Source organism: Hoeflea sp. CAU 1731 (assembly GCF_039888615.1).
In the GTDB taxonomy this organism is placed as follows: Bacteria; Pseudomonadota; Alphaproteobacteria; order Rhizobiales; family Rhizobiaceae; genus Flavimaribacter.
This window is the reverse complement of the sequence record NZ_JBDQQS010000013.1, coordinates 76441-102517: the sequence shown is the minus strand read 5'-3', so window position 1 is coordinate 102517 and position 26077 is coordinate 76441. Positions and strand designations below refer to the sequence as shown.

Annotated in this window: 16 protein-coding genes; 7 read left to right on the top strand and 9 right to left on the bottom strand. The window is 59.9% G+C overall.

What is annotated here, in order from left to right:
* The first annotated feature begins 104 nt into the window (after positions 1-104).
* Together AAFN47_RS20050 and AAFN47_RS20045 are read left to right on the top strand one after the other, a co-directional pair.
* Positions 105-1520 (top strand): pyridoxal phosphate-dependent decarboxylase family protein, encoded by a 1416-nt coding sequence (locus AAFN47_RS20050; protein ID WP_499811031.1) that lies wholly within the window; start codon positions 105-107, stop codon positions 1518-1520.
* Complete coding sequence (locus AAFN47_RS20045) at positions 1517-1912, top strand: YbaN family protein (protein ID WP_499811030.1); 396 nt, start codon at positions 1517-1519, stop codon at positions 1910-1912. Before AAFN47_RS20050 ends, AAFN47_RS20045 begins: the two co-directional genes overlap by 4 nt.
* Here AAFN47_RS20045 and AAFN47_RS20040 read toward each other — a convergent pair.
* The 4 genes from AAFN47_RS20040 to AAFN47_RS20025 form a co-directional block, all read right to left on the bottom strand.
* A complete protein-coding gene (locus AAFN47_RS20040) occupies positions 1906-5247 on the bottom strand; it encodes an error-prone DNA polymerase (RefSeq protein WP_499811029.1) in 3342 nt (1113 codons plus the stop codon). The two genes, AAFN47_RS20045 and AAFN47_RS20040, sit on opposite strands and share 7 nt — an antisense overlap.
* Positions 5244-6833 carry a Y-family DNA polymerase gene (locus AAFN47_RS20035; protein WP_499811028.1) on the bottom strand — a complete coding sequence of 530 codons (1590 nt, stop codon included), beginning with the start codon at positions 6831-6833 and terminating at the stop codon, positions 5244-5246. The genes AAFN47_RS20040 and AAFN47_RS20035 overlap by 4 nt, the downstream gene beginning before the upstream one ends.
* Positions 6727-7572 (bottom strand): ImuA family protein, encoded by an 846-nt coding sequence (locus AAFN47_RS20030; protein ID WP_499811027.1) that lies wholly within the window; start codon positions 7570-7572, stop codon positions 6727-6729. Before AAFN47_RS20030 ends, AAFN47_RS20035 begins: the two co-directional genes overlap by 107 nt.
* Before the next feature lie 161 nt (positions 7573-7733).
* Positions 7734-8438: a DUF1013 domain-containing protein gene (locus tag AAFN47_RS20025; RefSeq protein WP_499811026.1), complete on the bottom strand. Its 705-nt coding sequence runs from the start codon at positions 8436-8438 to the stop codon at positions 7734-7736.
* Positions 8439-8674: 236 nt separating this feature from the next.
* Between AAFN47_RS20025 and acs the strand changes: the two genes are divergently transcribed.
* Entirely contained in the window at positions 8675-10627 is a 1953-nt protein-coding gene (acs, locus tag AAFN47_RS20020) for an acetate--CoA ligase (protein ID WP_499811025.1), read from the top strand.
* Between the two features lie 10 nt (positions 10628-10637).
* On the opposite strand, the gene AAFN47_RS20015 is transcribed toward acs, so the two are convergent.
* The 3 genes from AAFN47_RS20015 to AAFN47_RS20005 all read right to left on the bottom strand — a co-directional run bounded on the left by AAFN47_RS20015 (position 10638) and on the right by AAFN47_RS20005 (position 13948).
* Positions 10638-11912, bottom strand: coding sequence for a class I SAM-dependent methyltransferase (locus AAFN47_RS20015; protein ID WP_499811024.1), 1275 nt, complete (start codon positions 11910-11912; stop codon positions 10638-10640).
* A gap of 107 nt (positions 11913-12019) precedes the next feature.
* A complete protein-coding gene (locus AAFN47_RS20010; RefSeq protein WP_499811023.1) occupies positions 12020-13513 on the bottom strand; it encodes a pilus assembly protein TadG-related protein in 1494 nt (497 codons plus the stop codon).
* 174 nt (positions 13514-13687) lie between these two features.
* Positions 13688-13948: a DUF1674 domain-containing protein gene (locus AAFN47_RS20005; protein WP_499811022.1), complete on the bottom strand. Its 261-nt coding sequence runs from the start codon at positions 13946-13948 to the stop codon at positions 13688-13690.
* Positions 13949-14032: 84 nt separating this feature from the next.
* On the opposite strand from AAFN47_RS20005, the gene htpX reads away from it, so the two are divergent.
* The 4 genes from htpX (at position 14033) to purH (ending at position 19856) form a co-directional block, all read left to right on the top strand.
* Positions 14033-14980 carry a zinc metalloprotease HtpX gene (gene htpX / locus AAFN47_RS20000; RefSeq protein ID WP_499811021.1) on the top strand — a complete coding sequence of 316 codons (948 nt, stop codon included), beginning with the start codon at positions 14033-14035 and terminating at the stop codon, positions 14978-14980.
* The gene (locus tag AAFN47_RS19995) at positions 14977-16347 is read left to right on the top strand and encodes an RsmB/NOP family class I SAM-dependent RNA methyltransferase (protein ID WP_499811020.1); all 1371 of its coding nucleotides are present in this window, start codon (positions 14977-14979) and stop codon (positions 16345-16347) included. The genes htpX and AAFN47_RS19995 overlap by 4 nt, the downstream gene beginning before the upstream one ends.
* 98 nt (positions 16348-16445) lie before the next feature.
* Positions 16446-18149: a heparinase II/III family protein gene (locus AAFN47_RS19990; RefSeq protein ID WP_499811019.1), complete on the top strand. Its 1704-nt coding sequence runs from the start codon at positions 16446-16448 to the stop codon at positions 18147-18149.
* Positions 18150-18239: 90 nt separating this feature from the next.
* Positions 18240-19856 carry a bifunctional phosphoribosylaminoimidazolecarboxamide formyltransferase/IMP cyclohydrolase gene (gene purH / locus AAFN47_RS19985; RefSeq protein WP_499811018.1) on the top strand — a complete coding sequence of 539 codons (1617 nt, stop codon included), beginning with the start codon at positions 18240-18242 and terminating at the stop codon, positions 19854-19856.
* 6 nt (positions 19857-19862) lie between these two features.
* Here purH and AAFN47_RS19980 read toward each other — a convergent pair whose 3' ends face one another.
* Both AAFN47_RS19980 and AAFN47_RS19975 read right to left on the bottom strand, forming a co-directional pair.
* Positions 19863-21221, bottom strand: a complete 1359-nt coding sequence (locus AAFN47_RS19980) for an MFS transporter (RefSeq protein ID WP_499811017.1) — start codon at positions 21219-21221, stop codon at positions 19863-19865.
* Positions 21222-21281: 60 nt separating this feature from the next.
* Entirely contained in the window at positions 21282-26069 is a 4788-nt protein-coding gene (locus AAFN47_RS19975) for an NAD-glutamate dehydrogenase (RefSeq protein ID WP_499811016.1), read from the bottom strand.
* Between the last annotated feature and the right edge of the window lie 8 nt (positions 26070-26077).

The window sequence follows — 26077 nt, the reverse complement described above, 5'->3', positions numbered from 1 at the left end:
GGTAAAACAGCCCGTTCGATGGTCCGCTTTCAGGCGCGGCGATTTCTTCGGTTTCAATTCCCGACGACACTGACTAACGTCCGCGACAAAGAGGAAACGATGAGATGGACAAGAGCGAGTTTCGAAAATGGTCGCACCGGGCAAGCGACTGGTCCGCCGATTATCATGACGGGATCGACAAGCGGCCCGTGCGCCCACGCCTTCAGCCGGGCGCAATCGGCAAGCTGATCGAAGCCGGTCCTCCGGAGGAGGCGCACGCCATGGAGGATATCTTCGCCGATTTCGAGCGCATCATTCCGGACGGGATGACGCACTGGCAGCATCCGCGTTTTTTCGCCTATTTTCAGAGCAACGCCGCGCCTGCAGCCATCATCGCAGAACAGCTGGCCGGCGCGATGGCTGCGCAATGCATGCTTTGGCAGACATCGCCTGCAGCCACGGAGCTTGAAATCGCGATGATCGACTGGCTTCGCCAGGCCATAGGCCTGCCCGAGGTCTTTCAGGGAACTTTTCAGGACACGGCTTCTACGGCGACGCTCTGCGCCGTTCTGACCATGCGGGAAAGGGCGCTCGGCTGGAACGGCAACCAAACGGGACTATTTGGTCGTGAGCGGCTGCGCGTCTACGCTTCCGAGGGAACGCACACATCGGTCGATAAGGCCATGTGGGTCTCCGGCATGGGGCAAGACAATCTCGTGCATATTCCGTTGCGGGACGATCTGTCCATGGATGTCGCCGCTCTCGAACGCGCGATCGCTGAGGATCGAGCGGCGGGATACGTTCCCGCCGGCCTAGTGATATGTGTCGGCGGCACGTCGATCGGCGCGATCGACGACGTTGGAGCGCTTTGCGCCATCGCAGAAAGGGAGGACCTCTATACCCATGTCGACGCCGCCTGGGCGGGATCGGCGATGATTTGCCCGGAATTTCGTCATTACTGGGCTGGCGTCGAGGCCGCCGACAGCATCGTCTTCAATCCGCACAAATGGCTTGGCGCCTCCATGGAATGTTCCGCCCATTTCCTGCGCGACCCGGAAATGCTGGTGAAGACCCTCGCGATCCATCCGGAATTTCTGAAGACCTATGGCAAGGATGGCTTCGTCAATTTCAGCGAATGGTCGGTGCCGTTGGGCCGGCGGTTCCGGGCCCTGAAGGTCTGGTTTCTCTTGCGCGCCTACGGTTTGGAAGGCCTGCGCCGGCGTATCCGTGATCATGTGCGCTGGTCCGAATGGCTGGCCGGGCGCCTCACCGCCGAACCGGATTTCGAGATTGTGACGGAACCCATGCTTTCATTGTTTTCGTTCCGATATGCGCCGCCCGACTATGAAGGCGATCTCAACACTCTGAACCGACAGCTTGTCGAGGCCATCAACGATGACGGCCGCATCTACCTCACCCAGACCATGTTTGATGAAAAGCTGGCCATTCGTTTCGTCGCCGGCCAGTTCGAAATGGAGGAGCAGGACATCGACATCGCCTTGAATTCCATATGTGAAGTCGCGCGGTCTCTTACGGGATGACGGCTTCCGGCCCGGTGCTGCGTTATTTCTGGCTTGCGGCCGGCTTTCTGAGTTTTGGCGCCGGCATAGCCGGCGTCGTGCTGCCGCTTGTCCCGACCACGCCGTTTCTGATCCTGTCGGCGTACTGCTTTGCCCGCAGTTCGGACCGGCTACATGACTGGCTGGTCAACCATCCGCGCTTCGGACCCCCGATCCGCGATTGGCGCGATCATCGCGCCATTTCTCTCCGCGGCAAGCGGCTGTCCATCGTCGCGATGGCCGCCGTTCTGGCAATCAGCTTCGCCGTCGGCGTCACAAGCTGGATCATCGCGATTCAGGTCGGCGTGCTGATTGTGATGGGTCTTTTCATCCTGACGCGACCCTCGCCGCCGCCCGACGCCGGCGGTCAGTGAAAATTCCGCCCCTTCGGCAGGATCGACCGATTTGGCGCCTGTTGCAGGTCTGTCGATGAGCCTGCGCCGGCGACGCGCTCCCGTATCATTATACCACGCGGGGTCTTGCGGGGCGGTTGCTGCCTGCGAACCTCGTCAGCCCGGGCAAGTCCGTCGACAGGCTGGTTCAGATCAGCGAGCGGCGCGAGAAGCGGCGTAAGATCCAGCAACTGCCGGGCGACGACATGGATGACCCCGTCCTGTGATTGCAACGGCCCGCAAATGCCGACGAAGCGGCTGCCGAGCACGATCGTGCGATAGCGTTCGAACACTTTCGGCCAGACGATGGCGTTGGCGACGCCGGTTTCATCCTCGATGGTCTCGAAGACGACGCCATTGGCCGAACCGGGCCGCTGCCGCACCAGCACCAGCCCGGCGACCGTAACGAAACGCCCGGGGGCGACGTCCTGCAAATCCCCGTTGCGGCGATAGCCCTTTCGCTCCAGAACCGGGCGCACGAAGGAAACCGGATGGGCGCGCAGCGAATAGGTAAGGCTGCGATAGTCATTGAGAACCTGTTCACCGAGCGGCATGGGCGGCAATATTATTTCACTTTCTTTTTGCAATTTATTTTGTCCGCTCATTGCAAAAAGTGGCAACCGTTCGGCTGCGCCCAGCGGATCCAGCGCCCGCACCGCCCACAGCGCATCGCGACGGCTGAGCCCGAGCGAAGAAAAGGCGTCCGCTTCGGCAAGCAGCTGGATGGCGCGCCGGGGCAAGCCGGAACGCATCCACAAATCCCGCACGCTGTCATAGCCCCGGCCCCTGTTATCGATTAGCATGGTCGCGTTTTCCTCGCCGAATCCCTTGATCTGGTGAAGTCCGAGGCGCACCGCATGGGTGTGTTTCATCACCCCCTTCATTACTGCGAAACGGCGCGCCACGGCGCCCGGCGCCGCTTCCAGTTCCGCCGGCGTACAGGCTTCAAGCGTCGACAGCCAGTCGGAATGATTGACGTCGACGCCGCGCATTGCGACCCCGTGCTCGCGGGCGTCGCGAATGAGCTGGGCCGGCGCGTAGAAGCCCATCGGCTGGGCGTTGAGGATCGCAGCGCAAAAGACATCCGGATAATAGCATTTCAGCCAGCATGAGACATAGACGAGCAGGGCGAAGCTCGCCGCATGGCTTTCCGGAAACCCGTATTCACCGAAGCCTTCGATCTGGCTGAAGCAATGCTCGGCGAAGTCCTGTTCGTAGCCGTTGGCGACCATCCCCTCCACCATCTTGGCGCGGAAGGAGTGAATGGTGCCCACCCGCCGGAAGGTCGCCATGGCGCGCCTGAGCTTGTCGGCTTCGCCGGGCGTGAAACCGGCGGCCACGATGGCGATGTTCATGGCCTGCTCCTGAAAAAGCGGTACGCCCAGCGTCTTGGCGAGAACGCCTTCCAGCTCCTTCTTGGGATAGGTGACCTTTTCCTTGCCCTGGCGACGGCGCAGATAAGGATGCACCATATCGCCCTGGATCGGCCCCGGCCGGACAATGGCCACTTCGATGACGAGGTCATAATAGCAGCGCGGACGCAGCCGCGGCAGCATCGACATCTGGGCGCGGCTCTCGATCTGGAAAACGCCCACCGTATCGGCCTCGCAGATCATGTCGTAGACGCGCCTGTCGCCATCCGGGAGCGACGCCAGGGTCTCTTGCCTCCCGTAATGGTCCCTGAGCAATTCGAAAGCCTTGCGCACGCAGCTCAGCATACCGAGCGCCAGCACGTCGATCTTGAGGATGCCGGCGCATTCCAGGTCGTCCTTGTCCCACTCGACGACAGTGCGCCCCTCCATCGCGGCATTCTCGATGGGAATGACCGAACTCAACCGGTCGCGCGTAATTACGAAGCCGCCGACATGCTGCGACAGGTGCCGCGGAAATCCAATGAGCTGGGAGGCGAGGTCGAGCGCCTGCATGAGATGCCGGTCGCCCGGATCAAGGCCGGCCCGGCGGGCGTCCTCCTCGCCCAGCTTCGAGGATGACGAGCCCCATCGGGTGCCGCTGATCGCCGTGATCGTGTCGTCCGACAGACCAAAGACCTTGCCGACCTCGCGGACCGCCGATCGCCCGCGATAGCTGACAACCGTAGCGGCCAGTCCCGCATGCTCCCGTCCGTATTTGTCGTAGATATACTGGATTACCTCCTCGCGCCGTTCATGCTCGAAATCGACGTCGATATCCGGCGGCTCGTTGCGTTCTTCCGAAATGAAACGCTCGAACAGAAGATCCGTCTTCTCCGGATCCACCTCGGTAATGCCGAGACAATAGCAGACGGCGGAATTGGCGGCCGAACCACGCCCTTGACACAGGATGTTCTGACTTCTGGCGAAGCGAACGATGTCGTAGACCGTGAGAAAGTAGGGGGCGTATTCCAGCCGCCCTATCAGATCCAGCTCATGGTCGATCGCCTTCAAAACTTTCCGAGGCGCGCCGTGCGGATAACGCTGCGCGAGGCCTTCCGCCGTGAGCTTTTCCAACGTCTTCTGCGGCGGCAACGGGCTACCGGTCGGTTCGTCCGGATACTGGTATTTCAAATCATCCACAGAGAAATATAGCCGGCTGAATACTTCCACCGTGCGGGCGACCGCTTCTTCGTACCCCTTGAAAAGACGCGTCATTTCCGCGGCGTCGCGCAAATGCCGCTCGGCATTGGGCTCCAGCATCCGGCCGGCTTCACGCAGCGAAACATGTTCGCGAATGCAGCTCACCACGTCCTGCAGAAAGCGGCGTTCGGGCCGGTGATAGAGCACATCCCCGATGGCGAGCAGCGGCGCGCCCGTGCGTTTCGCCATCGCGCCAAGCCCCGCAAGACAACGCTGGTCGTATTCCGCAAAACGCCGCGAGGCCGCGAGATGAACATAATCCCCGAAGCAGTCTCTCAGATATTCGAGCGCCACCGGCTCGCGCTGCGGCAGGGTCTGCGGCGCCATAACCGCCATGACGAGGCCTTTTCCATGGGCGGCGAGATCATCAAGACCGAGATGGCATTCGCCTTTCGGCGCGCGCCGCTTGCCGGCCGTCAGAAGTTCGCACAAACGGCCATGGGCCGATCGATCCTCAGGCCAGACGAGGATATCCGGCGTTCCGTCGGAAAACACCAACCTGCAACCGGGCGCATAGGCAATGCCCGCCTCCTTCGCCGCCATGTGACCGCGCACGACGCCGGCCAGCGAATTGCGGTCCGTCACGCTTACCCCCGCAAGACCAAGTCTCGCGGCTTCGGCCACCATCTCCTCCGGATGCGAGGCGCCGCGCAGGAAGGAGAAATTCGTCGTCACGGCGAGTTCGGCGTATCGGGGAGCAGTCATGCAAACAAGCCATGCATGTACCATTTCGGATGGGTGGTCTCGCTCCCGAAAAGGCCGTGCCGAAATATCCAGAAGCGATGGCCTTCGTCATCCTCCACGCGATAATAGTCGCGGCTCCGGCCGCCGCGGCCTTCCAGCCACCATTGCGCGCCAATCCGTTCCGGCCCTTCCGAACGCACGATGCGGTAGACCGCCCTGCGCCAGCGGAAACGGACCGGCGGTCCGTCCGGAGCTTCGGCGATTGCCTCGACAGGCTCCGGGCGATCGAACAGCAGAAGCGGCCGTGTGAGAACGCAGGGCGCCTCGGCGGCGACCGCAAAACCGGAGCTGTCCGGACGATCTCCTGCGGCCGAAACAAGACCGAAACTGCGTTCGGGAATATGCGTGTCGGCTGAGGCGAAGCGCAGCACGCGATCGACGCCGAGGCGGGCGCCCAGCCGGTCGACCAGGCTGTCGAAGGCCTCATGCGCATCCCCGCCCGCGACGAGATCGTCCTGCCGAGCCAGCCGTTCCTGGCTTTCCAGAACATTCAGCCGGATCAGGTCGAAGCCGAACCCAGCGTCGAGATCCTCGTGGAAACCGGCGATTCGCTCGCGAAACAACATCTGGATGCGATCGGGCGTGCGAACCGGGCCAGCGGACCGGACCTCGATCGCGGCGACCTTGCCGTCCACCCGGAAGAGCCGCAATTCGAGCCGGCGGGCGCCGACCTGTCTCGCATCCATCAAAGGCTGCAAATTGGCGGCGAGCAGACCGATCGTCCGTTCGATGTCCTCCTGCAGGGCGATCGGCTCGGCGAAGATCTTCTCCGACGACAATTCCGCCGTCGGCAGCCGTGGCTGAATGACCTCCTCCTCGCGGCCGAGCGCCTGGTCGAGCCGTCGCAAGAGCTGAGCGCCGAAGCGGGCGGCAAGCGGCGCCCGGGGCAAATCCGCGATACAGCCGATCGTGCGCAGGCCGAGCTTGCCCAGCATGTCGATGCAGTCGGGATCGAGCCGGAGCGCGGCGAGCGGCAGGCCGCCGAGGGCGGTCAGCTGGTCGCCCGGCTCTACGATCCGCCTGTCTCCATAGCGCGCGGCCGCCCAGGCCGCCCCGGCCGTGTCGGCGATCGCCGCCTGGGCGGCAAATCCTGCGCCACGCAGACGGGCGGTCACGTCGTCGAGCATGGCCTGCTCGCCGCCGAAGAGATGAACGCAGCCGGAAATGTCCAGGAAAAGGCCGCCGCAACCGCCGGCAATCGCATCCGACGGCTGATCGATCGCGACCAGCGGCGTGTAGCGGTCACACCATATGGCGACCGATGTGAGCAGGGCCATGTCGGCCTCCGCATCATGGTCGAAACTGTCGAGATCAGGCGCCAGCGCCCGGGCGTCGCTCAGGCTCTGGCCGCCACGCAGCCCCGCCCGCTCACCCTCTTCCTCGACGGCGACGATGCGCTGGGCGTTCCTGATCCTGGAAATGGCGGCGAGCGGCGGGACGTCAGGACGCCCGGTCAAGCGCCACGACCTGCCCCTTTTGCGGCGCGCCATGCGATCGATCGAAAGGCAGGGCAGGGCGATCGACAAAATGCGTTGGGACCTGTTCAAAGCGGCGACTCCGGTGATTCCATACAATGGCCCATTGCCCCGTCCGGCCATGTCGGTTGCGTTCGAGGGCAAGGTCCAGCCGCAATGGACCGATGCCCCCTTCGAATATGGCGTCGGCAAGCGACGGTCGCGCCTGCACGCGCCAGCGCGTGGCGACCGCGCTCGCTTCTTCTTCCCCAGCCTGCCTGAGAATGCAGGCGAAGACCCTGCTGTCACGCGCCTTCATCATCAGGCGACGCGTCGCCGTCATGTCGCAAAGGCCGGGATTGCCGCGCAGGTGGAAGATCACCGCCGCCAGATCATGGCATCCGGCGGCCTCGTCGCTTGCCCAGAGCGCCGACTTCAATTCCGCAGGATGGATGACAAGCAAACGCGACGGATCGACGCCGAACATGGAAAGTCCCGCCGGAAAGATCTCGCCGCTTTCCAGGCGCGCCGCCGGATCGGCGATCCAGACGACCGGGCCCTGTCTGTCCTTCAGACAGGCGACAAGCACTGCCGCCAGAAAGCCTGTAGCGGCGCTGATATCCCGGGTCAGCGGGCAGCGAATCTCGTGCAGGGCATGGGCGGGAAAGCCGCCTTCGAAGACATCGTCGAGGGGCGGGAAACCGAACCCCACCCCGCCATCGGCAGAACCATCCGTCCACGCCGCGCCGCCGACGCCGGCATGCCGGCGATCAATTCCGGCGACGGCGTCACGTAATATCCCGATCGTCTGCTTCGCCTGATCGCGTCGCATTGTCAGTCCACTTGTTCATGTTTTGTTCTACAATAGATTCCAAAATCACGAGTGGGAGTCAAGCAACCACGAGTCTGAAAACCCGGACAGGCGCCAGCGCTGCGCAGAATCGCGCCGCTGACGCTGTTCCAAACAGACTCGATGCGAGCCGATGATTATGATTATTCCGGCTGATCGTCGCTCTTGTCGCTCTTCAGCGAACTGAGTTTGGCGAAGACCGCGGCGGCGTCGATCTCCTTCTCTTCCTCCCTGGGGGCGGGAGGCGAGGCATCGAAAACCATCTTCTCGGTTTCCTGCGCCGGCAACAAGGTATCGTCGGGCTTGGCGACCACTTCGGACGGCCTTTCCCTGGCGGCCTTCTCCACCTCGAGATCGAGATCGATCTGGGTGCAAAGGCCGAGCGTCACCGGGTCGAGCGGCGTCAAATTGGCCGAATTCCAGTGCGTGCGATTGCGAATCTGCTCGATTGTCGACTTGGTCGTGCCAACCAGACGCGATATCTGCGCGTCGCGCAGCTCCGGATGATTGCGCACCAGCCACAAAATGGCGTTGGGCCGATCCTGGCGCTTGGAGACCGGTGTGTAGCGCGGACCTTTGCGCTTGAGTTCGGGAACATGCACCTTCGGATTTGAAAGCTTCAGCTTGTGTCCGGAATCGGTTTCGCCCGCAGCGATTTCGTCGCGCGAAAGCTGACCGGTCTGGATCGGGTCGAGCCCCTTGATGCCCTGCGCCGATTCGCCGTCGGCGATCGCCTTGACTTCCAGCGGATGCAGCTTGCAGAACTGGGCGATCTGGTCGAAGGTCAAAGCCGTGTTGTCGACCAGCCAGACCGCTGTAGCTTTGGGCATAAGCAGTTGTTGTGACATGAATATACTTCTCCTGTCCGCCCGCTCCGGTAAGCGGGTCGTGGTAGATCACCACAATTTCCGGGAATTGACGCGCTATATAACGACGTTTCGCGCCGAATGCAACGAAGAGAAGAACCATCACGGCCATTTGTCTAATTGCCCTCGGTGTTTCACCTGCTATTAAGGGGAGACAAAGACCGGGGGCGGACGCCTGCAGGAGCGACCGTCGGAGACTGACAGCGAAGGAGGATCGTATGTTCGAACCCAAGACACATAAAGTACCGAAGTCCGTCAAGAAACGCGCTCTGATCGACAACGAAACCTATCTCGACTGGTATCAACAGAGCATCAAAAATCCGGAGAAGTTCTGGAAAAAGCACGGCAAGCGCATCGACTGGTTCAAGCCGTACACCAAAGTCAAGAACACGAGCTTCACCGGCGACGTGCTGATCAAATGGTACGAGGACGGCGTCACCAACGTTTCCTACAATTGCATCGACCGGCATCTGAAGAAGCGTGGAGACCAGGTCGCCATCATCTGGGAAGGCGATAATCCCTATGAAGACAAAAAGGTCACCTACAACGAACTTTACGAACAGGTCTGCCGGCTCGCCAATGTGATGAAATCCAATGGCGTGAAGAAGGGCGACCGCGTCACCATCTACATGCCGATGATCCTCGAGGCCGCCTATGCGATGCTGGCCTGCGCCCGGATCGGAGCGATCCACTCGATCGTCTTCGGCGGATTCTCCCCGGACGCCCTCGCCGGACGCGTCGTCGACTGCAACTCGACCTTCATCATCACCGCCGACGAAGGTCTGCGCGGCGGCCGTGTCGTACCGCTGAAAGCGAACACCGACAAGGCTGTCGAACACGCCGCGCGCGACGGCGTCGAGGTACGCAATGTGCTGGTGGTGCGCCGCACCTACGGCAAAGTCGACTGGTACGAAGATCGCGATATCGACTACGACGAGGCGATGAGGCAGGCGAAACCGAAATGCGCGCCGGCGAAGATGAAGGCTGAAGACCCGCTCTTCATTCTTTACACCTCAGGATCGACCGGCAAGCCGAAGGGCGTTCTTCACACGACGGGAGGTTATCTCGTCTACGCCTCGATGACCCACGAATATGTCTTCGACTACCATCCAGGCGACATTTACTGGTGTTCAGCCGATATCGGCTGGGTGACGGGTCACTCCTACATCGTCTACGGACCTCTCGCCAACGGCGCCACGACCCTGATGTTCGAAGGCGTTCCAAACTATCCGACGCCTGCGCGGTTCTGGGAAGTCTGCGACAAGCATCAGGTCAACATCTTCTATACCGCGCCGACGGCCATCCGCGCGCTGATGGGCGCAGGCGATTCCCATGTCTCGTCGACCTCGCGAAAATCCCTGCGCACGCTCGGATCTGTTGGCGAGCCAATCAATCCGGAAGCCTGGGAGTGGTATTACAACATCGTGGGCGAGGGAAAATGTCCCATCGTCGACACCTGGTGGCAGACTGAGACCGGCGGCATCATGATTACCCCGCTTCCCGGGGCAACCGATCTCAAGCCGGGATCCGCCACCCGACCCTTCTTCGGCATCCGGCCGCAGATTGTCGACGGCGAAGGCGAAGTGCTCGAGGGCGCCGTGGACGGAAATCTTTGCGTCGTGGATTCCTGGCCTGGCCAGATGCGCACGGTCTATGGCGACCACGAGCGCTTCATCCTGACGTACTTTTCGACCTACAAGGGCAAGTATTTTACCGGAGACGGCTGCCGTCGCGACGAGGACGGATACTATTGGATCACCGGCCGCGTCGACGATGTCATCAACGTGTCCGGCCACCGGATGGGCACCGCTGAGGTCGAATCGGCGTTGGTCTCCCATGATTCCGTGTCGGAAGCAGCTGTGGTCGGCTATCCGCACGACATCAAGGGGCAGGGCATCTACTGCTACGTCACGCCGATGAGCGGCGTCGAGGCAAGCGACGACCTGCGCAAGGAGCTGGTTAAACATGTGCGCGAGGAGATTGGTCCGATCGCCAGTCCAGACAAGATCCAGTTCGCCCCGGGACTGCCAAAAACGCGCTCTGGCAAGATCATGCGGCGCATTCTCCGCAAGATTGCCGAGAACGAATTTACCTCGCTCGGCGACACCTCAACGCTGGCGGATCCCGCCGTGGTCGACGATCTGATCGAGAATCGCCAGAACAAGAAATGAAGCCAGCCGGTCACGTAAGCCGGTAGAGATCCTCGCGCGTCGGCGGCAACCCCGAAGGGGCCGAGCCGCGGGCGCGTTTTCGCGCCAGGGTCTGATTGATCTGGACGGTGCCGCGTTCGAATGCGAGCGCGCAACCCGTCAGATAAAGCAGCCACAGCCGCGCTTTCGGCGCGCCCACTTCGGCAATCGCTTCATCGAAACGCGCATGCAAACGGTCGGCCCACAGGCGGCAAGTGCGTCCATAGTGTTCGCGTAAATTTTCCACATCGTGGACCTCGAAACCATGTCCTTCGAGATTTTCGATGCTCATGCCAAGATGGTCGAGTTCGCCGCCGGGAAAAATATATTTCACCAGCGCCAGATGCTCGGCGCTCTTGCGTCTGAACGCTTTCTTGCTGCGCTTGGCGCGGCGTGAAATCGCGTGATGCATGTAAAGCCCGCCAGGCTTGAGCAAGCGCCAGACCGAATGAAAGTATTTGTCGTAGTTGGCGCTTCCGACATGTTCGAACATGCCGATCGACGACACCTTGTCGAATGTGTCCTGAACGTCTTCGTAAGACGTCAGTTCGATTGTGATCCGGTCCGACAGGCCCCGATCGGCGACGCGTTTGCGAGCGAGGTCAATCTGGGCTTCCGACAAAGTGATTCCGTGTCCCGTCACGCCGTAGTTTTCCGCCGCATGAATCAGCAGCGATCCCCAACCGCATCCGATATCGAGAAGTTTCTCGCCCGGCTGCAGGCGCAGCTTGCGACAGACATGATCCAGCTTGTCGACCTGAGCCGTGTCGAGACTGTTCGACAAGTCTTTGAAATAGGCGCAGGTATAGACCATGTTCTCATCAAGAAAGAGACGGTAGAAGTCGTTCGAAACGTCGTAATGATGGCCAATCGCCTGTTTGTCCGAACCAAATTCGAAAGGCCGCTCTCCCGCCAATCCCGAATCGGCTTCATTGCGGCCGACGAGGATAGACGGAACGTTCTTCAGCAACTGCCATTTGGGCAGATCCTTGATGCCCCTTTTCAGGCGGGTGTTCAGCCCTTTCTCCGCCAGATCGAAGATAGTGCCGTTCTCGATATCGACCTGCCCCGAAATCCAGAGTTCGACAATCGAATCAAGCTTCGGCTTCAGTGCGACCTTGCGAATGGCCATCGGATCGTTGACCGCCAGCAATGGGCCATCCGTCGGACCGATTATCTCTCCGTTCCAAAGGCGAATTCCGAAATGCGGCTGCAAGGTGTCCGCAACCGTCCTGATCATCGCCGCCGCTTTCTTGTCTGCGCTCATATGCTTCCCGCCGGATTTGAATCCCGACCGAGCATTAGCCGAAAGAAAATGAAAATGCCATCCGGAGCTTCCGGAGGGCCTTGCAGGGAGAGCCTACGCGCACCGACTTATTTCACAAGCCGCAGGGACTGGATCGATCGCGCGATGGTTTCGTAGGTTTCAGTCAGTTCGTTGGCCGTGTCGGGTTCATAATAATAGGTGAAGCTGCCTTCGTCCGGCGACGCGCAATCCTTCAGCATATTCAGGGCCGTATTGTTGTTCATGCTGAAGCCAATTGTGAAGATCTTGATCTTCTTATCCTTGATTGCGTCGCATAGATTGCCCGTATGGGCGCGCGAGGTCGATCCCTGATTGCCATGATTGAAATCGATTTCCCGGCCCCATTCCCTGCACTTGCCCTTCTTGTATTTTTCGCAAACATCCTCGATATCACTCGTGATATCGGCAAAGGCCGTGTTGAATTCGCCATCAGTCATGAGAATAATGTATTTCGCAGTTTCCTCGTCAATGACCGCCGGCCTTGACTCTTCAGGGACATAATTGGCCCAGTCGTGAGAAATGGTGTACCAGGCCCATTGCAATCCGATATGTCCGGCCGTGTGACCCGATGCGATCAGGCCGTCAATCCGCGCGTCGAGGTTCGATTTGTTGCTCGTGAGCAACATCAAGGGGGACGCAGGACAGAATTGTAGCCGCGAGTCCCGGCTGATCATACCGTATGACGGATTGGCGTCGGAATACTGATAGGACGTTCCACCGCCCTTGGGAGCCTTTCGGTCGGTTGCGCAATCGTCCGGCGCCGATCCGTTTCTTTTCGCCTCATAAAATTCCTCGACGTCGTCCTCGTCGATGCCGTTGCTCATCGTTTCTTTGAAAGAATAGGGATCGAATCCGAGGCCCGTTTCCGCATACAGAGCCGCATTGAAAACAGGCGCCTTGGTCTTGGGCAGCCAGAAGTCGGGAAAAACATACTTCGCCAGATAACCCGCGTTGACTGCGTCGCTGTAGGGGATCAGGCTGATGCGTACATTTTCGTCCGTATCGGTGTTCATCGCCAACAATTCCTTGACGCCAAGCTTCGCCGCGTTACGGAGCGCGGAAATCTTGCTTCCGCCCATCGAGCCGGTGATGTCCAGCACCATCGCAACCTCAATATCGGACATGCCATAGGAAGCGGCCGAATCCGCAGAGACGACCTGAGTGTTCTTGCGGTTCGCGGTTCCCATGAAGGTCAGGTTCTGATCGGTTTTGGCGATCGCCGTTACTTCCTGGTTGACATCGTCGATATCCACGTCAACGACCTCGTACTGGCCGGCCGTCAGGTCATCAAGACCGAGATTGGCGGCGAATATGGACTTGAGATACGACTCCGCATCCTCTTTCTCGATATCGCCAACCGCCAAAGCCCGCGCAGTCGCCAGCGTGGCCGCGTCCAGAGCATTGTTGATTTGCGTCTTTTCGGAAAGGTTTCGCGCCAGATCCACGGCCAGTCCCGCAGAGAGGAAGATAGCCAGAATGGCGAAGGCGAATATCATCGCGAAATTGCCGCGTTCGTCCTTGGCGAATGACCGCCAGAGCAGGAGCGCTTTTGCTGTTTTCATTGACCTGTGTCCGACCTTCAAGAACCGGCAATCGCATCTGCGCGACCGAAATGCCAGAACCGCACTGTCCCAAATACACAGCAAGCGGCCTCAGTGGTATACAGGTGATGAATTGACGTCGATTTAAGTCGAGAACTCGAATTTTAGTAAAATTGGAAAGACGGCTATCTCAACTCAGAAGTCTATAGCGCGTCCCTTGATTTCCCAGTCTCCAAAACGCGCCGGATCCTTGCCGCCGCGTCCGCCCAATTCCCGTTGCGAACGCGGTGTGTCGCTGTTGCGTCTGCGTTCTTCCGCTTCAAGCAAAGCCCGCCTTGCGGCTTGTGGAAGATCCTTCTCCGATCGCTTTGCCTCAGGAGCGCGCTCCTCGGTTTGCGAGCAGGCTGTTTTTGAGCTTGCCTCGCTGGCATTATCGAATTCTTCCGGAACGGTCATCGGTTGCTTTCAACATTGAATTGCCGGGGCAGACTTCCCATCATATAGGATAAAAACCACTACTGCGGAAGGAGTTGAACCCATATGAATCTTGTTCGCACCGCGATGCTGCTTGCGTTCATGACCGCGTTGTTCATGGCCGTCGGCTACCTGATCGGCGGTTCCGGCGGCATGATGATCGCATTGGTGATCGCCGCCGCGATGAATCTGTTTTCCTACTGGAACGCGGACAAGATGGTGCTGCGCATGCACCATGCTGTGGAAGTGGACGACCGCTCGGCGCCGGAATATTACGGCATCGTACGCCAACTCGCGGAAAGGGCCGACCTTCCAATGCCGAAGGTCTATTTGATCAAGAACGATCAGCCGAACGCCTTTGCAACGGGCCGCAATCCGTCCAACGCCGCGGTCGCAGCAACGACGGGGCTGCTTGCCCGGCTGACTCACGAGGAAGTCGCCGGCGTGATGGCGCATGAACTCGCCCATGTGAAGCACCGCGACACGCTGACCATGACGATTACCGCAACGCTCGCGGGCGCAATCGCGATGCTCGGTAATTTCGCTCTGTTCTTTCGCGGCGGACGCGACAATCCGCTCGGCATAATTGGCGCTTTGCTCGCCATGTTTCTCGCGCCGGTCGCCGCCGCGATGGTGCAAATGGCCATAAGCCGGACGCGCGAATATTCCGCCGATCGCGGCGGCGCCGAAATCTGCGGCAATCCGATGTGGCTTGCTTCCGCGCTCGGGAAAATCGCCGGCGCAGCGAAGAACATCGTCAACGACGACGCCGAGCGTAATCCCGCGACAGCCCACATGTTCATCATCAATCCGCTCGCCGGTTTGCGCATGGATAGTCTCTTCACTACCCATCCGCCCACGGAAAGCCGCATAGCCGCGTTGCGTCAGATGGCGGGCGAATTTTCCAGCCGGGCAGACTTTCCCGATGAACGCAGTCCCGCAGACGTCGGCGCCTCTTCAGGTCCATGGGGACGAAATCCGGGTAACCCGCGTCCCAAGGGGCCTTGGTCTTGACGCCAGCGTCTAAGCAAAAACATCGCTCCCGTAAAAGCTCCGAAGGAAACCGCAAACCGGTTCCGGGCCTTGGCTCACGGCTGGTTGCAGCCAAACTGCTTTCAGCTATCGTCGACAGATGCGCCTCCATGGACGGGCTGCTCGATCCGGGCAATGGCAATCCCGCCTGGCGGGCGCTTTCCGAGCAGGACCGATCCCTGGTGCGGGCGATCCTTCAGGCCGCCTTGCGCAATCTTCCGATAATCGACGCATTCATCGATTGCCTTGTCACCCGACCCCTGCCAGGAGGGGCGGTAGCACTTAGACACACGCTGCGCGTTGCCGCGGCCCAGATCCTGTTTCTCGACATTCCCGCGCACGCCGCAGTCAACATCGCTGTTGAGATGGCGCGCGGCGATCCGCGCAACCGTCGTTTCGTCGCCTTCGTGAATGCGCTCCTCCGTCAGATGATACGGCAAAAAGACGAAGAGCTTCCGCAATTGCAAAGCCGGGTAACCAATGCGCCCGCATGGCTTGGCGAACTCGTAGAGTCTGCCTATCCGGAACGCGCGTCCGCGATCTTCGTGGCGCATCGTCATCCTCCTGCAATAGACCTTACAGTCAAGAACGACGCTGAAGGCTGGGCGGCGAGGCTGGGCGGCCGCGTGACGTCGACCGGATCAGTGCGTCTCGGACATGTGGACGGACCAATCACCGACCTTGAGGGTTTCGCAGATGGCGAATGGTGGGTCCAGGATGCAGCGGCCTCCATACCGGCGCGGCTCTTCGGCGACATATCCGGATGGCGCGTCGCTGATCTGTGCGCGGCGCCAGGCGGCAAGACCGCGCAACTGGCGCTCGCCGGGGCTTCGGTAACAGCGCTCGATTTTTCGGCAAATCGCCTGAAAAGGCTCGATGAGAATCTGAAAAGGCTGAAGCTCAACGCCGAGTGCGTCCATGCAGATCTCTTCGAATGGCAACCCGGTGAGGCTTTCGACGCCGTGTTGCTCGATGCGCCCTGCTCGTCGACCGGCACGATCCGTCGTCATCCGGATATCCCATGGACGAAATCTCCATCCGATGTCGCCAAACTTGCGTATCTACAGGAACGCATGCTTGCGCGGGCGCTGACGCTGGTTCGACCGGGCGGAATGGTCGTTTTTTCCAATTGTTCGCTCGCAAAGGAAGAAGGCGAAGATGTCGTGTCGGCTATTCTGGAATCCCACCCGGAGGTAGACCGAAAAGCTGTGGAACCGACTCTCATCCCAGGTCTTGACCAAGCAATCACGTCCGAAGGCGATCTGAGAACGACGCCCGACATGCTTCCCGATCCGGACCCGGCCTACGCCGGACTGGATGGCTTTTTTGCCAGTATTTTGATGCGATAAAGCTACGTGTTAACAGTCAAATTATACCCTGCCTGTGCTTGACTGTTGTGTTATAGTCGCGCGAATGGACTTCGTGTCGGGCGTTTGGAAATGGTCTTTTGGCGGCTGCGTTGTACTGGCAATACTACCCTTTGTATCTGCGTGAAAGCTTGCGACGACTGTCACGGCGAGCATCGCCCAGTCGTGTCGTCCCTTTCCATTTCGCCTCCGCGCCAGACCGACTGATCGTCGCGCCTACCGATCTACGGATCGCCGACCCTTACATCGCCGAAGAGTTTCATCTTGGCAGGTTTCCTCTCGCCGGGCGCATTCTCGTGTGCGAAGGCGTTTCTCCTTTCGAACTGGACGGACCGACGCCGGGATTCGACGCCGCCCTGCACGGATTCCGCTGGCTCCGGCACCTGCGTGCGGCAGACAGCGACGCCGCCTATCAGGACGCCCGGCTTTTGGCGGAGGACTGGATCAGCCTGTTCGGACGCCGGCAATCCGGCGTCGCCTGGGATCCTGACGTCACCGCGCAGCGGCTGATCGCCTGGTTGTCTCATTCGCCGATCATTCTCAAGAATATGGACCGCGCTTTCTACAAGCGATTTATCAAAAGCATAGCGCTACAGATCCGGTACCTGCGGCGCATCGCCGGCGCGGCGCCCGATGGCGAGATTCGATTCCGTGTCCGGATCGCTCTCGCCATGGCCAGTCTCGCCACGCCTGCGAGTGCGACGCGAATCAAATCGGCCGCCCGCGCGCTTGACAATGAAATCGCCCGACAAATCCTCCCGGATGGCGGCCATATCTCGCGCAACCCCCATGCCTCGCTGGCGCTTTTGGCGGACCTTCTGCCTCTCAGGCAAACCTATCTCAATCTTGGCCATACGCCTCCGTCAAAGCTTGTGACCAGCATCGACCGGATGTTCCAGGCGCTGCGTTTCTTCCGCCATACAGAGGGAACGCTGGCGCTGTTCAATGGCGCAAGAGCCCTGCCCGCCGACAGGCTTCTTTCCGTGCTACGCTATGACGAAACCGCCGGTCAGCCGCTCCGGCATGCGCCACAACTCAAATACCAGCGCCTCTCCAACAGCGATACGATCGTTATCGCCGATACGGGTTCGCTGCCGCCCCTCGAATTGTCGACCGAGGCCGGCGCCGGCTGCCTTTCGTTTGAGATGTCGTCCGGTCGCAACCGCTACATCGTCAATGCAGGAGCGCCGACCTTTTTTCATGCCGAATATTCCAGACTTTCGCGAACGACGGCCGCACACTCAACATTGACCATCGGCGACAGCTCCTCGGCCGCCATGTCGACCTCAACCTTTCTGGGACCGATGATGATCAACGGTCCCAAGGCGGTCGAATACGACCGGACGGATGATTCGTCCGGCAGGCAGGGTTTCGTCGCCCGGCATGACGGTTATGCAAAGACCTTCGGCCTCATTCACGAACGATCGATCCAGCTTAGCGCCGACGGCAATATCATCAGCGGGCGCGACAGGCTTCTGTCGGCAGGCAAACAGGCTCCCGGCGACACCGATACAAGCGCCACGGTGCGTTTTCACATCCATCCGAACATTGAGGTGACGCGCGACCCCAAAAACAACGTCGTGCTTCAGGCGCCGGACGGAGAATACTGGACGTTTTTCTGTCCGAACCCTGCTCCAGTCGTCGAGGACGACGTGTTTTTCGCCGATCTCGTCGGTCCGCGACGCTCCGAACAGATTGCCCTGACCATTCCGGCCCGCGCCGATGTCGCGGTCGGCTGGACGCTGGTGCGCACGCCGGTCCGGCGTGAAGAGCCTGACAGCTAATAAAGCCGTGCATGCGGCCAATCGTCGGTTTGATCCGTTCCGACTGTATGCTACGCGGCTGGCATCATTGTCTCTTGGCCGGGGAAGCACATGGCGATCATATCGAGAAAAACTCCGATAACCGACCGTATAAGGCCTGCAAGGGCGCTGCTTTCGGTCTCTGACAAGGATGGTCTTCACGATCTCGGCAAGGCGCTTGCTGGTTACGGCGTCGAACTCGTGTCAACCGGCGGGACGGCCAGGGCTTTGTCCGGCGCTGGATTGTCTGTTCGGGACGTGTCGGACCTGACCGGATTTCCGGAAATCATGGATGGTCGGGTCAAGACCCTGCACCCTTGCGTTCACGGCGGGCTCCTCGCTATCCGCGACGACGCCGAACACCAGACGGCGATGGAGGCGCATGATATTGTCCCGATCGATATCGTCGTCATCAACCTTTATCCCTTCGAGGAGGTGCGGGCAAAGGGCGGCGACTATCCGACGACTGTCGAAAATATCGACATAGGCGGCCCGGCGATGATCCGCGCCGCTGCGAAGAATCACGCCTATGTGACGGTGCTGACGGATCCGTCCGACTACGATGCGCTGGCGGCGGAGCTTTTGGCAACCGGAGGTGAAATTCGCTACGCGTTCCGGCAGAAAATGGCGGCAAAGGCCTATGGGCGGACCGCAACCTATGATGCGGCGATTTCCGGCTGGTTTGCGGAAGCGCTCGCCGAGGACAATCCGCCTTACCGGGCGATTGCGGGGAGATTGCACGATGTGATGCGCTATGGCGAAAACCCGCACCAGACAGCCGGTTTTTACGTAACCGGTGAGAACCGTCCGGGCGTCGCCACCGCGACGCTGCATCAGGGAAAGCAACTCTCCTACAACAATATTAACGATACCGACGCGGCATTCGAACTGGCCGGCGAGTTCGATCCGGTTGACGGGGCCGCCTGCGCCATCATCAAACACGCCAATCCCTGTGGCGTCGGCACGGCGACAAGCCAACTCGATGCCTATCGCAGCGCGCTCGCCTGCGATCCGGTCTCGGCATTCGGCGGCATCGTCGCGTTCAATGGCAGGCTCGAGGCGGCAACCGCCGAAGAAGTGGTCAGAACCTTCACCGAAGTCATCATTGCGCCCCAGGTCGACGATGACGCCATGTCCATTATCGCCGCAAAGAAAAACCTGCGCCTATTGACGACTGGCGGCCTGCCTGACCCCGCCGCGCCCGGCGTCATGGCGAAGACGGTCGCGGGCGGTCTGTTGGTCCAGTCGCGCGACGCAGGACGCGTCGCCTTGGCGGATCTCAAGGTCGTTACCGATCGTCAGCCGACCGATCGAGAACTGGCCGATCTGATCTTTGCCTTCCGCGTCGCCAAGCACGTCAAGTCGAACGCTATCGTCTATGCCAAAGACGGCGCGACGGTGGGCATCGGCGCCGGTCAGATGAGTCGGGTGGATTCGTCGCGCATTGCCGCGCAAAAGGCGCGCGACGCCGCAGAAGCGATGGGACTTGCAGAACCGCTAACTGTTGGATCCGTGGTCGCCTCGGACGCCTTTTTCCCCTTCGCCGATGGCCTGATTTCAGCCATCGAGGCAGGCGCAACCGCGGTTGTCCAGCCTGGCGGATCGATGCGCGACGACGATGTGATCAAGGCGGCCAACGACGCCGGCGTCGCCATGGTCTTTACAGGGATGCGCCATTTCCGGCACTGACGCCTGCTACGCGCCGTCCGGTTTTGTGTGTGCGCTCACGACACGCGGCAGGAGCAGCAGACCAATCGCGAACAACAGCAGTATTGGCGTTACGCCTATGCGCTGGCTCTGGCTTGCGACTGTCGCAAAAACAACAAGCGCGGGACCGATAAAGGCGGTCGCCTTCCCGGACAGGGCGTACAGTCCAAAAGCTTCCGTCACCTTTTCGGCGGGAACCTGATCAACCAGCAAAGTCCTGGATGCAGCCTGGGCGGCTGCGCCTCCTGCGCCGATCAGACAGCCGGCGACATAGAACAGGATGGTCGGCAATTCATCGTTGGAGACAGTGATGAAAAACGCCTGATCCTTCGCAGTGGAGATGACCATAAGGCAACTCACGAACAGCATCAATATTCCGCTGGCGACAACGATTTTCGGCCCGTATCTGTCATCCAGCTTGCCCCCGATCCAGCCTCCGAATGCCCCCGTGAAGGCTGCAAGAATTCCAAAAATGCCGCGTTCAATTGTCGTCAGCCCGAGAACGCCGACGGCATAGATCCCGCCAAACGTATAGAGCGCATTGAGGCCGTCACGGTAAAACAGGCTGGACAGCAGGAAACTGAAATAGCTTTTCTGGCGGGGCAGTGCTTTCAGTGTTTTCCAGAGCTCGCGCAGTCCTTCCCGCACCACGCCTTGTGTGGCCATGCGCTTGTTCCCGTCTGGCGTGAAGAGAAACATTGGGATGACAAACAGCACGTACCATATCGCGGTCAGCGGTCCAGACGCGCGATCACCTGCGTACGTTGTCGGATCCAGACCGAAAATCGGGTCTAATCCCAACAACGTCTTGCCTGTATCGGGCCGGCCGGCCATGAAACCCAGCACAATGATGAGCGATACGATGCCTCCCACGTAACCGAGCGCCCAGGCAGAACCGGATAATCTGCCCAGACGGGCGCGAGGCACCAATTGGGACATCATCGCATTGTTGAAAACCGCTGCAAATTCGAAGCCGATGAAGGCGAGAACGATACCGGTGAGGATCAACACAACATTGCTGGAACCGGGCGCCGAATACCAGAGCATCCAGCTCCCGATCACCGCCGGTATCGAAAACGCAAGGATCCACGGTTTGCGCCGCCCCGTACTGTCGGCGACAGCTCCAAGAACAGGCGCCATAAAGGCGACTATCAGGCCGCCAATGGTGATCGCGGTCCCCCACTGGGCCTGTCCTTCGACGTCTGAGGTAAACAGCGCATCGACGACATAGGGCGCGAACACGAATGTGATAATCAGCGTGTGAAATGGCTGCGTCGCCCAGTCAAACAGCATCCAGCCAATGACGCCCTTGCGGTCAACCCGCTGCGCCGGTAGTGCGTCACTCAATTTGCGTCCCCTTATACGCCCCACTTTCCAACACTGCCCGCCATGGCTGGCGCATTCCGCCTATTCCACCGCCAAATCGCTCATCATTCCAGCGGCGACCGTCAGCCGCGAGATGCTGAAATCACCACTGTCGATGAGTTCGTTGATGCGCGCCTGTATCCGTTCGCGCCGCAGCCGATCCGCCGCCTGCCAGGCGGCGACGGGATTTTCTTCCTTGCCGAATTGGGTGATCACGGCTTTCATCACGTTGCGGCGGGCGGCGGAAATTTCGTCCAGGCTGCGACCAATTGCAAGCTCCTCGTAGAAGTCTCCTGCCTTTGCAGAGTATGCCGCTGCTTCCAGCCTTGATATGCGATAGGCGCGGGTAACGTCGAAATAAACTTTCGCCGCCTCCTCAAGGCCGGCGTTCGACAGGTTCGCCGCCAGCATGATGTCCGGAATGTTGACCAGCCCGACGGTTTCCGACAGCCGCGCCGCCTGTTTTTCCGGAACGCCGTGATCGATTGCTCTTTGGTAGATCGCCTGCCTTTCACGGAGCATGAAGTTCGGCAGGATATCGGGCATGACAGGCTGGAGTGTCTTTACCGCCTTCGCCAATGCTTCAACTATGTCGGCGAGCGGCCCCTGGGCGACACCGGCCTTGGCGCTCCAGCGCACCACAATGCGGAAGATATGACGGAGATCGCCGTAGAGCTCGTTCTGGTAGGAGCCGGGCGTTTTGTTATCGAGCGAATCGATGATGTCATGGAGCTCTGAGAGGCCTAGACCGTCGCGGACCACGACGAAAGCGCCGACAATTTGCGAAGGCAGCATGCCGGTGGCGTCCGCCATGCGGCTGATAAAGGAAGGACCGCCGCGATTGATCACGTCGTTGGCAAGCACTGTGGAGATAATCTCGCGCCGCAGCCGGTGTTCAAGAATATCGTCCCGGTGGATCTTGTGCATCCGTTTCGGGAAGTAGTCGACCAACGTTGATTCAAAATAGGGATTGTCTGGCAGATGACTTTCCGTCAGTTCGTCGAACAGAACGATTTTAGCATAGGACAGAAGCACGCCAATTTCCGGTCTCGTCAGCGGTTTTCCTGCGGTTACGCGTTCGGCAAGATCAAGATCGTCGGGAAGGGTTTCGACCTGTCTGTCCAGATGTCCGGCGCTCTCAAGGTCATTCATGAGCTGCGACATGTCTCCGGTCAGTTCGGCGCTGTCCTGCTCGACGATGGAGATTGCGAGCGTCTGCAGATAATTGTTGCGCAACACAAGCTCGGCGACCTGTTCTGTCATTGCGGTCAACAGTTTGTCGCGCTTGGCGCGATCCAGCCGCCCCTCGCGCATTGCCTTGGCCAACGCGATCTTTATGTTGACCTCGACGTCGGACGAATTGACGCCTGCCGAATTGTCGATCGCGTCGGAATTGCACCGTCCGCCCTTCAGGCTATAGGCGATGCGACCACGCTGCGTTACACCGAGATTGGCGCCTTCGCCAATCACCCTGGCTCCGACCTGACTGGCATTGACGCGGATGCCGTCATTGCCACGATCGCCGACCTCGGCGTCGGATTCCCCGTCTTCCTTGATATACGTTCCGATACCGCCGAACCACATCAGGTCGATTTCCATTTTCAGGATCGCTCGCAGCACTTCCTGCGGCGCGGCCGTCGTCTTTGTCAGACCGATCGCGGCTGCGGCCTCGTCCGTCAGCTTTATCGACTTCTGCAAACGGGACACGATCATGCCGCCCTTTGACAGCTTCGACTGGTCGTAGTCCTGCCAGCTCGATCGACCAAGATCGAACACGCGTTTGCGTTCCTTGAACGATGACGAACAAACCGGATCCGGGTCGATGAAGATGTCACGGTGGTCGAAGGCGGCCACCAGCCTGATCTTCGGCGACAGCAGCATGCCATTGCCAAAGACGTCGCCCGACATGTCTCCGACGCCAGCGACCGTAAATTCCGTCGTCTGGACATCGATGTTCATTTCCCGGAAATGTCGCTTGACCGCCTCCCAGGCGCCACGGGCGGTAATGCCCATCTTCTTGTGATCGTAACCCGCCGATCCGCCAGAGGCGAAGGCGTCGTCCAGCCAGAAATCATGGGCCTGGCTGATAGCGTTGGCCGTGTCCGAGAATGTCGCTGTGCCCTTGTCGGCCGCGACCACGAAATAGGGGTCGTCGCCATCGATGCAACGCGTTTCCTCAGGATGCGTCACCTTGCCGTCAATAATATTGTCGGTAATGTCGAGCAGCGAGGAAATGAAGGTCTTGTAGGCTTCGCGCCCCGCCTTGAAGACATCGTCCCGCGATCCGCCAGTGGGCAATTCCTTGGGATAGAATCCTCCCTTGGAACCGACGGGCACGATGACTGCGTTCTTAACTTGTTGCGCCTTGACGAGACCCAGAACCTCGGTCCGGTAGTCCTGCGCCCGATCCGACCAGCGCAGACCGCCGCGCGCGATTGGCCCGAAGCGCAAATGGACGCCTTCCACTTCTGCGCCGTAAACGAAGATTTCGCGATAGGGGGCTGGCGCCGGCATTCCGTCGATCGCTCGCGGATCCAGCTTCAAAGATAAAATAGCCGGCGAAGTGTTATCGCCGCCCTGATAGTAATTGGTGCGAAGGGTCGCCGATATCAGATTGACGTATTGCCGCAATATCCGGTCGTCATCCTGGCTTGGCACCCTGACCAGCGCTTCATCGATCCGAAGCCGGATCTCTTCGGTAATCTTGTGCATCTTGTCTTCAGGCGATGTCAGAGCAAATCGACGTTCAAACAGTTCGAGGATGTCACAGGCGATGTCGTGGTACCGATTGAGGGCTTCCGAGATGTAACCTTGAGAATAGGTAACTCCGATTTGCCGGAGGTAGCGGGCATAGGTCCGCATTACCTTCACTTCCCGGACGGACATGCCGCAATTGACAACCAGGCGATTGAAGCCGTCATTGTCCACCTCGCCTGACCAAACCGCCAAAAATGCGTCTTCCAGTTTCCTCGCGATTCGCGGCAGGTCGATGGCCTGCCCATCCTTGTGGACCAGCTCCATGTTGTGCAGCACGACGGTGCGCACCGCTCCTACATCCTCGCCGACCGAAAGTTCGAAGGTCTGTTCGCTGATGACGTTGAAACCGAGATTTTCAAGCATAGGAACACGTCGGGACAGCTCCACCGGCTCATCGAGATGGAAAATCTTCAGACCGAGATGATCGCTTGTTTCGCTGGCGCGCTGGTAGAAATCGAGGCCTATTTCGTTATCCGGCAAACAGTCGAGAAAGCTCTGCAGGTCCTCCACCGCCTCTTCGGGAGTGAAATACTCGCGATAGGCGTCCGATGTGTGCAATGCGAGACCGTCGGGACCGGCCAACGCCAGAAAACGGTCTTCCCAGCGCGTCACGATCATGCGCACATTCTCTTCCAGTACCTCCTGCGGAACGCGAGGAGTCTTGCCACCGGCGCGGCCGAATATGAAATGCACGCGAACGACCGACCCTTCGGGGAAGGCTGGATAGAACGCCGACAGGTGCGCGTCGAAGGCGTCCTTCAGATAGGCTGCGATGTGAACACGCGCATCGGAATCGTATTGATCACGCGGCACATAGAGAATAACCGAAACAAAGCGATCGAAGCGGTCGATGCGCGGTAGCACGCGAACGCGAGGCCGGTCGTTCAGCTCCAGCACCTGCTCGCAGAACCCCGCCAGCATCGGCACGTCTATCTGGAACAGCTCGTCTCGCGGATAGCTTTCAAGCACGTTCAGCAGGGCCTTTCCGGAATGACCCTCTGGATCAAAGCCGAAACTGGAGATGACTTCATTGACCTTGGATCGAAGCAGCGGAATGCGCGTTACGGATCGCGTATAGGCGCTCGAGGTGAACAGGCCGACAATCCGCAATTCGCCGACGACCTGGCCTTTCTCGTCGTAGCGCTTGACCCCAACGTAATCCATGTAAGCGCGCCGATGCACGAGCGAACGGACATTGGCCTTGGTGACGATCAGCATGTCGGAGCCTTGCATAAATGCAAGTAATTCCGGCGTTGTGCTGACGTGGTCGGTGCCCCTCCGCAAAACCCTGACATCCGGGTCTGAAAGTATACCGATCCCTTCTTCGGCGGCACGCTCGATCGTCGCCTCACTGCCGTAGCCGCTGTAGACATATTCGCGCATGCCAAGGAAGGTGAAATTGTCGTCCCGCAACCACTCCAGAAAGGCGAGATTTTCTTTCTTCAGGTCCGGGTCGTGGCTGGTTTTACTGGTCTCCAGCGACGTTATCACGGAATCGATCCTGGTGAGCATGGCGCGCCAGTCGGTGTTCGCGCGGTGCACCTGATCCAGCACCGATTTCAGCGCATCGCCGAGCTCTTCCCTCGCCGCATCAGACAGCGGATGCAGGTGAATCTGGATGACGCTGACCTTTTCCAACGCGCCCTGGTCGATCGCGCTGAACAGTCGAGTCTGTTCGATCGCGCCGTCTTTCGTCCGACCGATGAGTACGATCGGATGGGCGGCAAGTCGCAGATCGCGATGCGACGCAGATATTTCGCCCATCACCGAATCATAGAGAAACGGCATGTTGCGGTCGATAATCGTCACCACTGTCAGCGGCGCGCCGCCAATCTCGACGTCGCTGATGTGCTCGACAACCACCCGGGCCTTGACGCCATCCCAGGCCTGGAGATTTCGCCAGGCGTCGATCGCAGCCGCAGCCAGAGCCTCGGGGCGGAAGGCGATAACGTCATCGGCGCTGACCATGCCGAAGAGGATTGACGGATCGAGGTAGGCTTCGTCCTGCTTCCTCAGAATGCCCGCGATTTTTTCGATCTGCCTATCGCGCCTGGGATGGCTGCGTACGCCCATTTCCGTCT

Coding starts and splice junctions, on each gene's coding strand:
- AAFN47_RS19975 (WP_499811016.1), bottom strand. CDS start 26,069: ATGGGCGTACGCAGCCATCCCAGGCGCGATAGGCAGATCGAAAAAATC.
- AAFN47_RS20045 (WP_499811030.1), top strand. CDS start 1,517: ATGACGGCTTCCGGCCCGGTGCTGCGTTATTTCTGGCTTGCGGCCGGC.
- purH (WP_499811018.1), top strand. CDS start 18,240: ATGGCGATCATATCGAGAAAAACTCCGATAACCGACCGTATAAGGCCT.
- acs (WP_499811025.1), top strand. CDS start 8,675: ATGTTCGAACCCAAGACACATAAAGTACCGAAGTCCGTCAAGAAACGC.
- AAFN47_RS20005 (WP_499811022.1), bottom strand. CDS start 13,948: ATGACCGTTCCGGAAGAATTCGATAATGCCAGCGAGGCAAGCTCAAAA.
- AAFN47_RS20010 (WP_499811023.1), bottom strand. CDS start 13,513: ATGAAAACAGCAAAAGCGCTCCTGCTCTGGCGGTCATTCGCCAAGGAC.
- htpX (WP_499811021.1), top strand. CDS start 14,033: ATGAATCTTGTTCGCACCGCGATGCTGCTTGCGTTCATGACCGCGTTG.
- AAFN47_RS20015 (WP_499811024.1), bottom strand. CDS start 11,912: ATGAGCGCAGACAAGAAAGCGGCGGCGATGATCAGGACGGTTGCGGAC.
- AAFN47_RS20050 (WP_499811031.1), top strand. CDS start 105: ATGGACAAGAGCGAGTTTCGAAAATGGTCGCACCGGGCAAGCGACTGG.
- AAFN47_RS20030 (WP_499811027.1), bottom strand. CDS start 7,572: ATGCGACGCGATCAGGCGAAGCAGACGATCGGGATATTACGTGACGCC.
- AAFN47_RS20025 (WP_499811026.1), bottom strand. CDS start 8,438: ATGTCACAACAACTGCTTATGCCCAAAGCTACAGCGGTCTGGCTGGTC.
- AAFN47_RS20040 (WP_499811029.1), bottom strand. CDS start 5,247: ATGACTGCTCCCCGATACGCCGAACTCGCCGTGACGACGAATTTCTCC.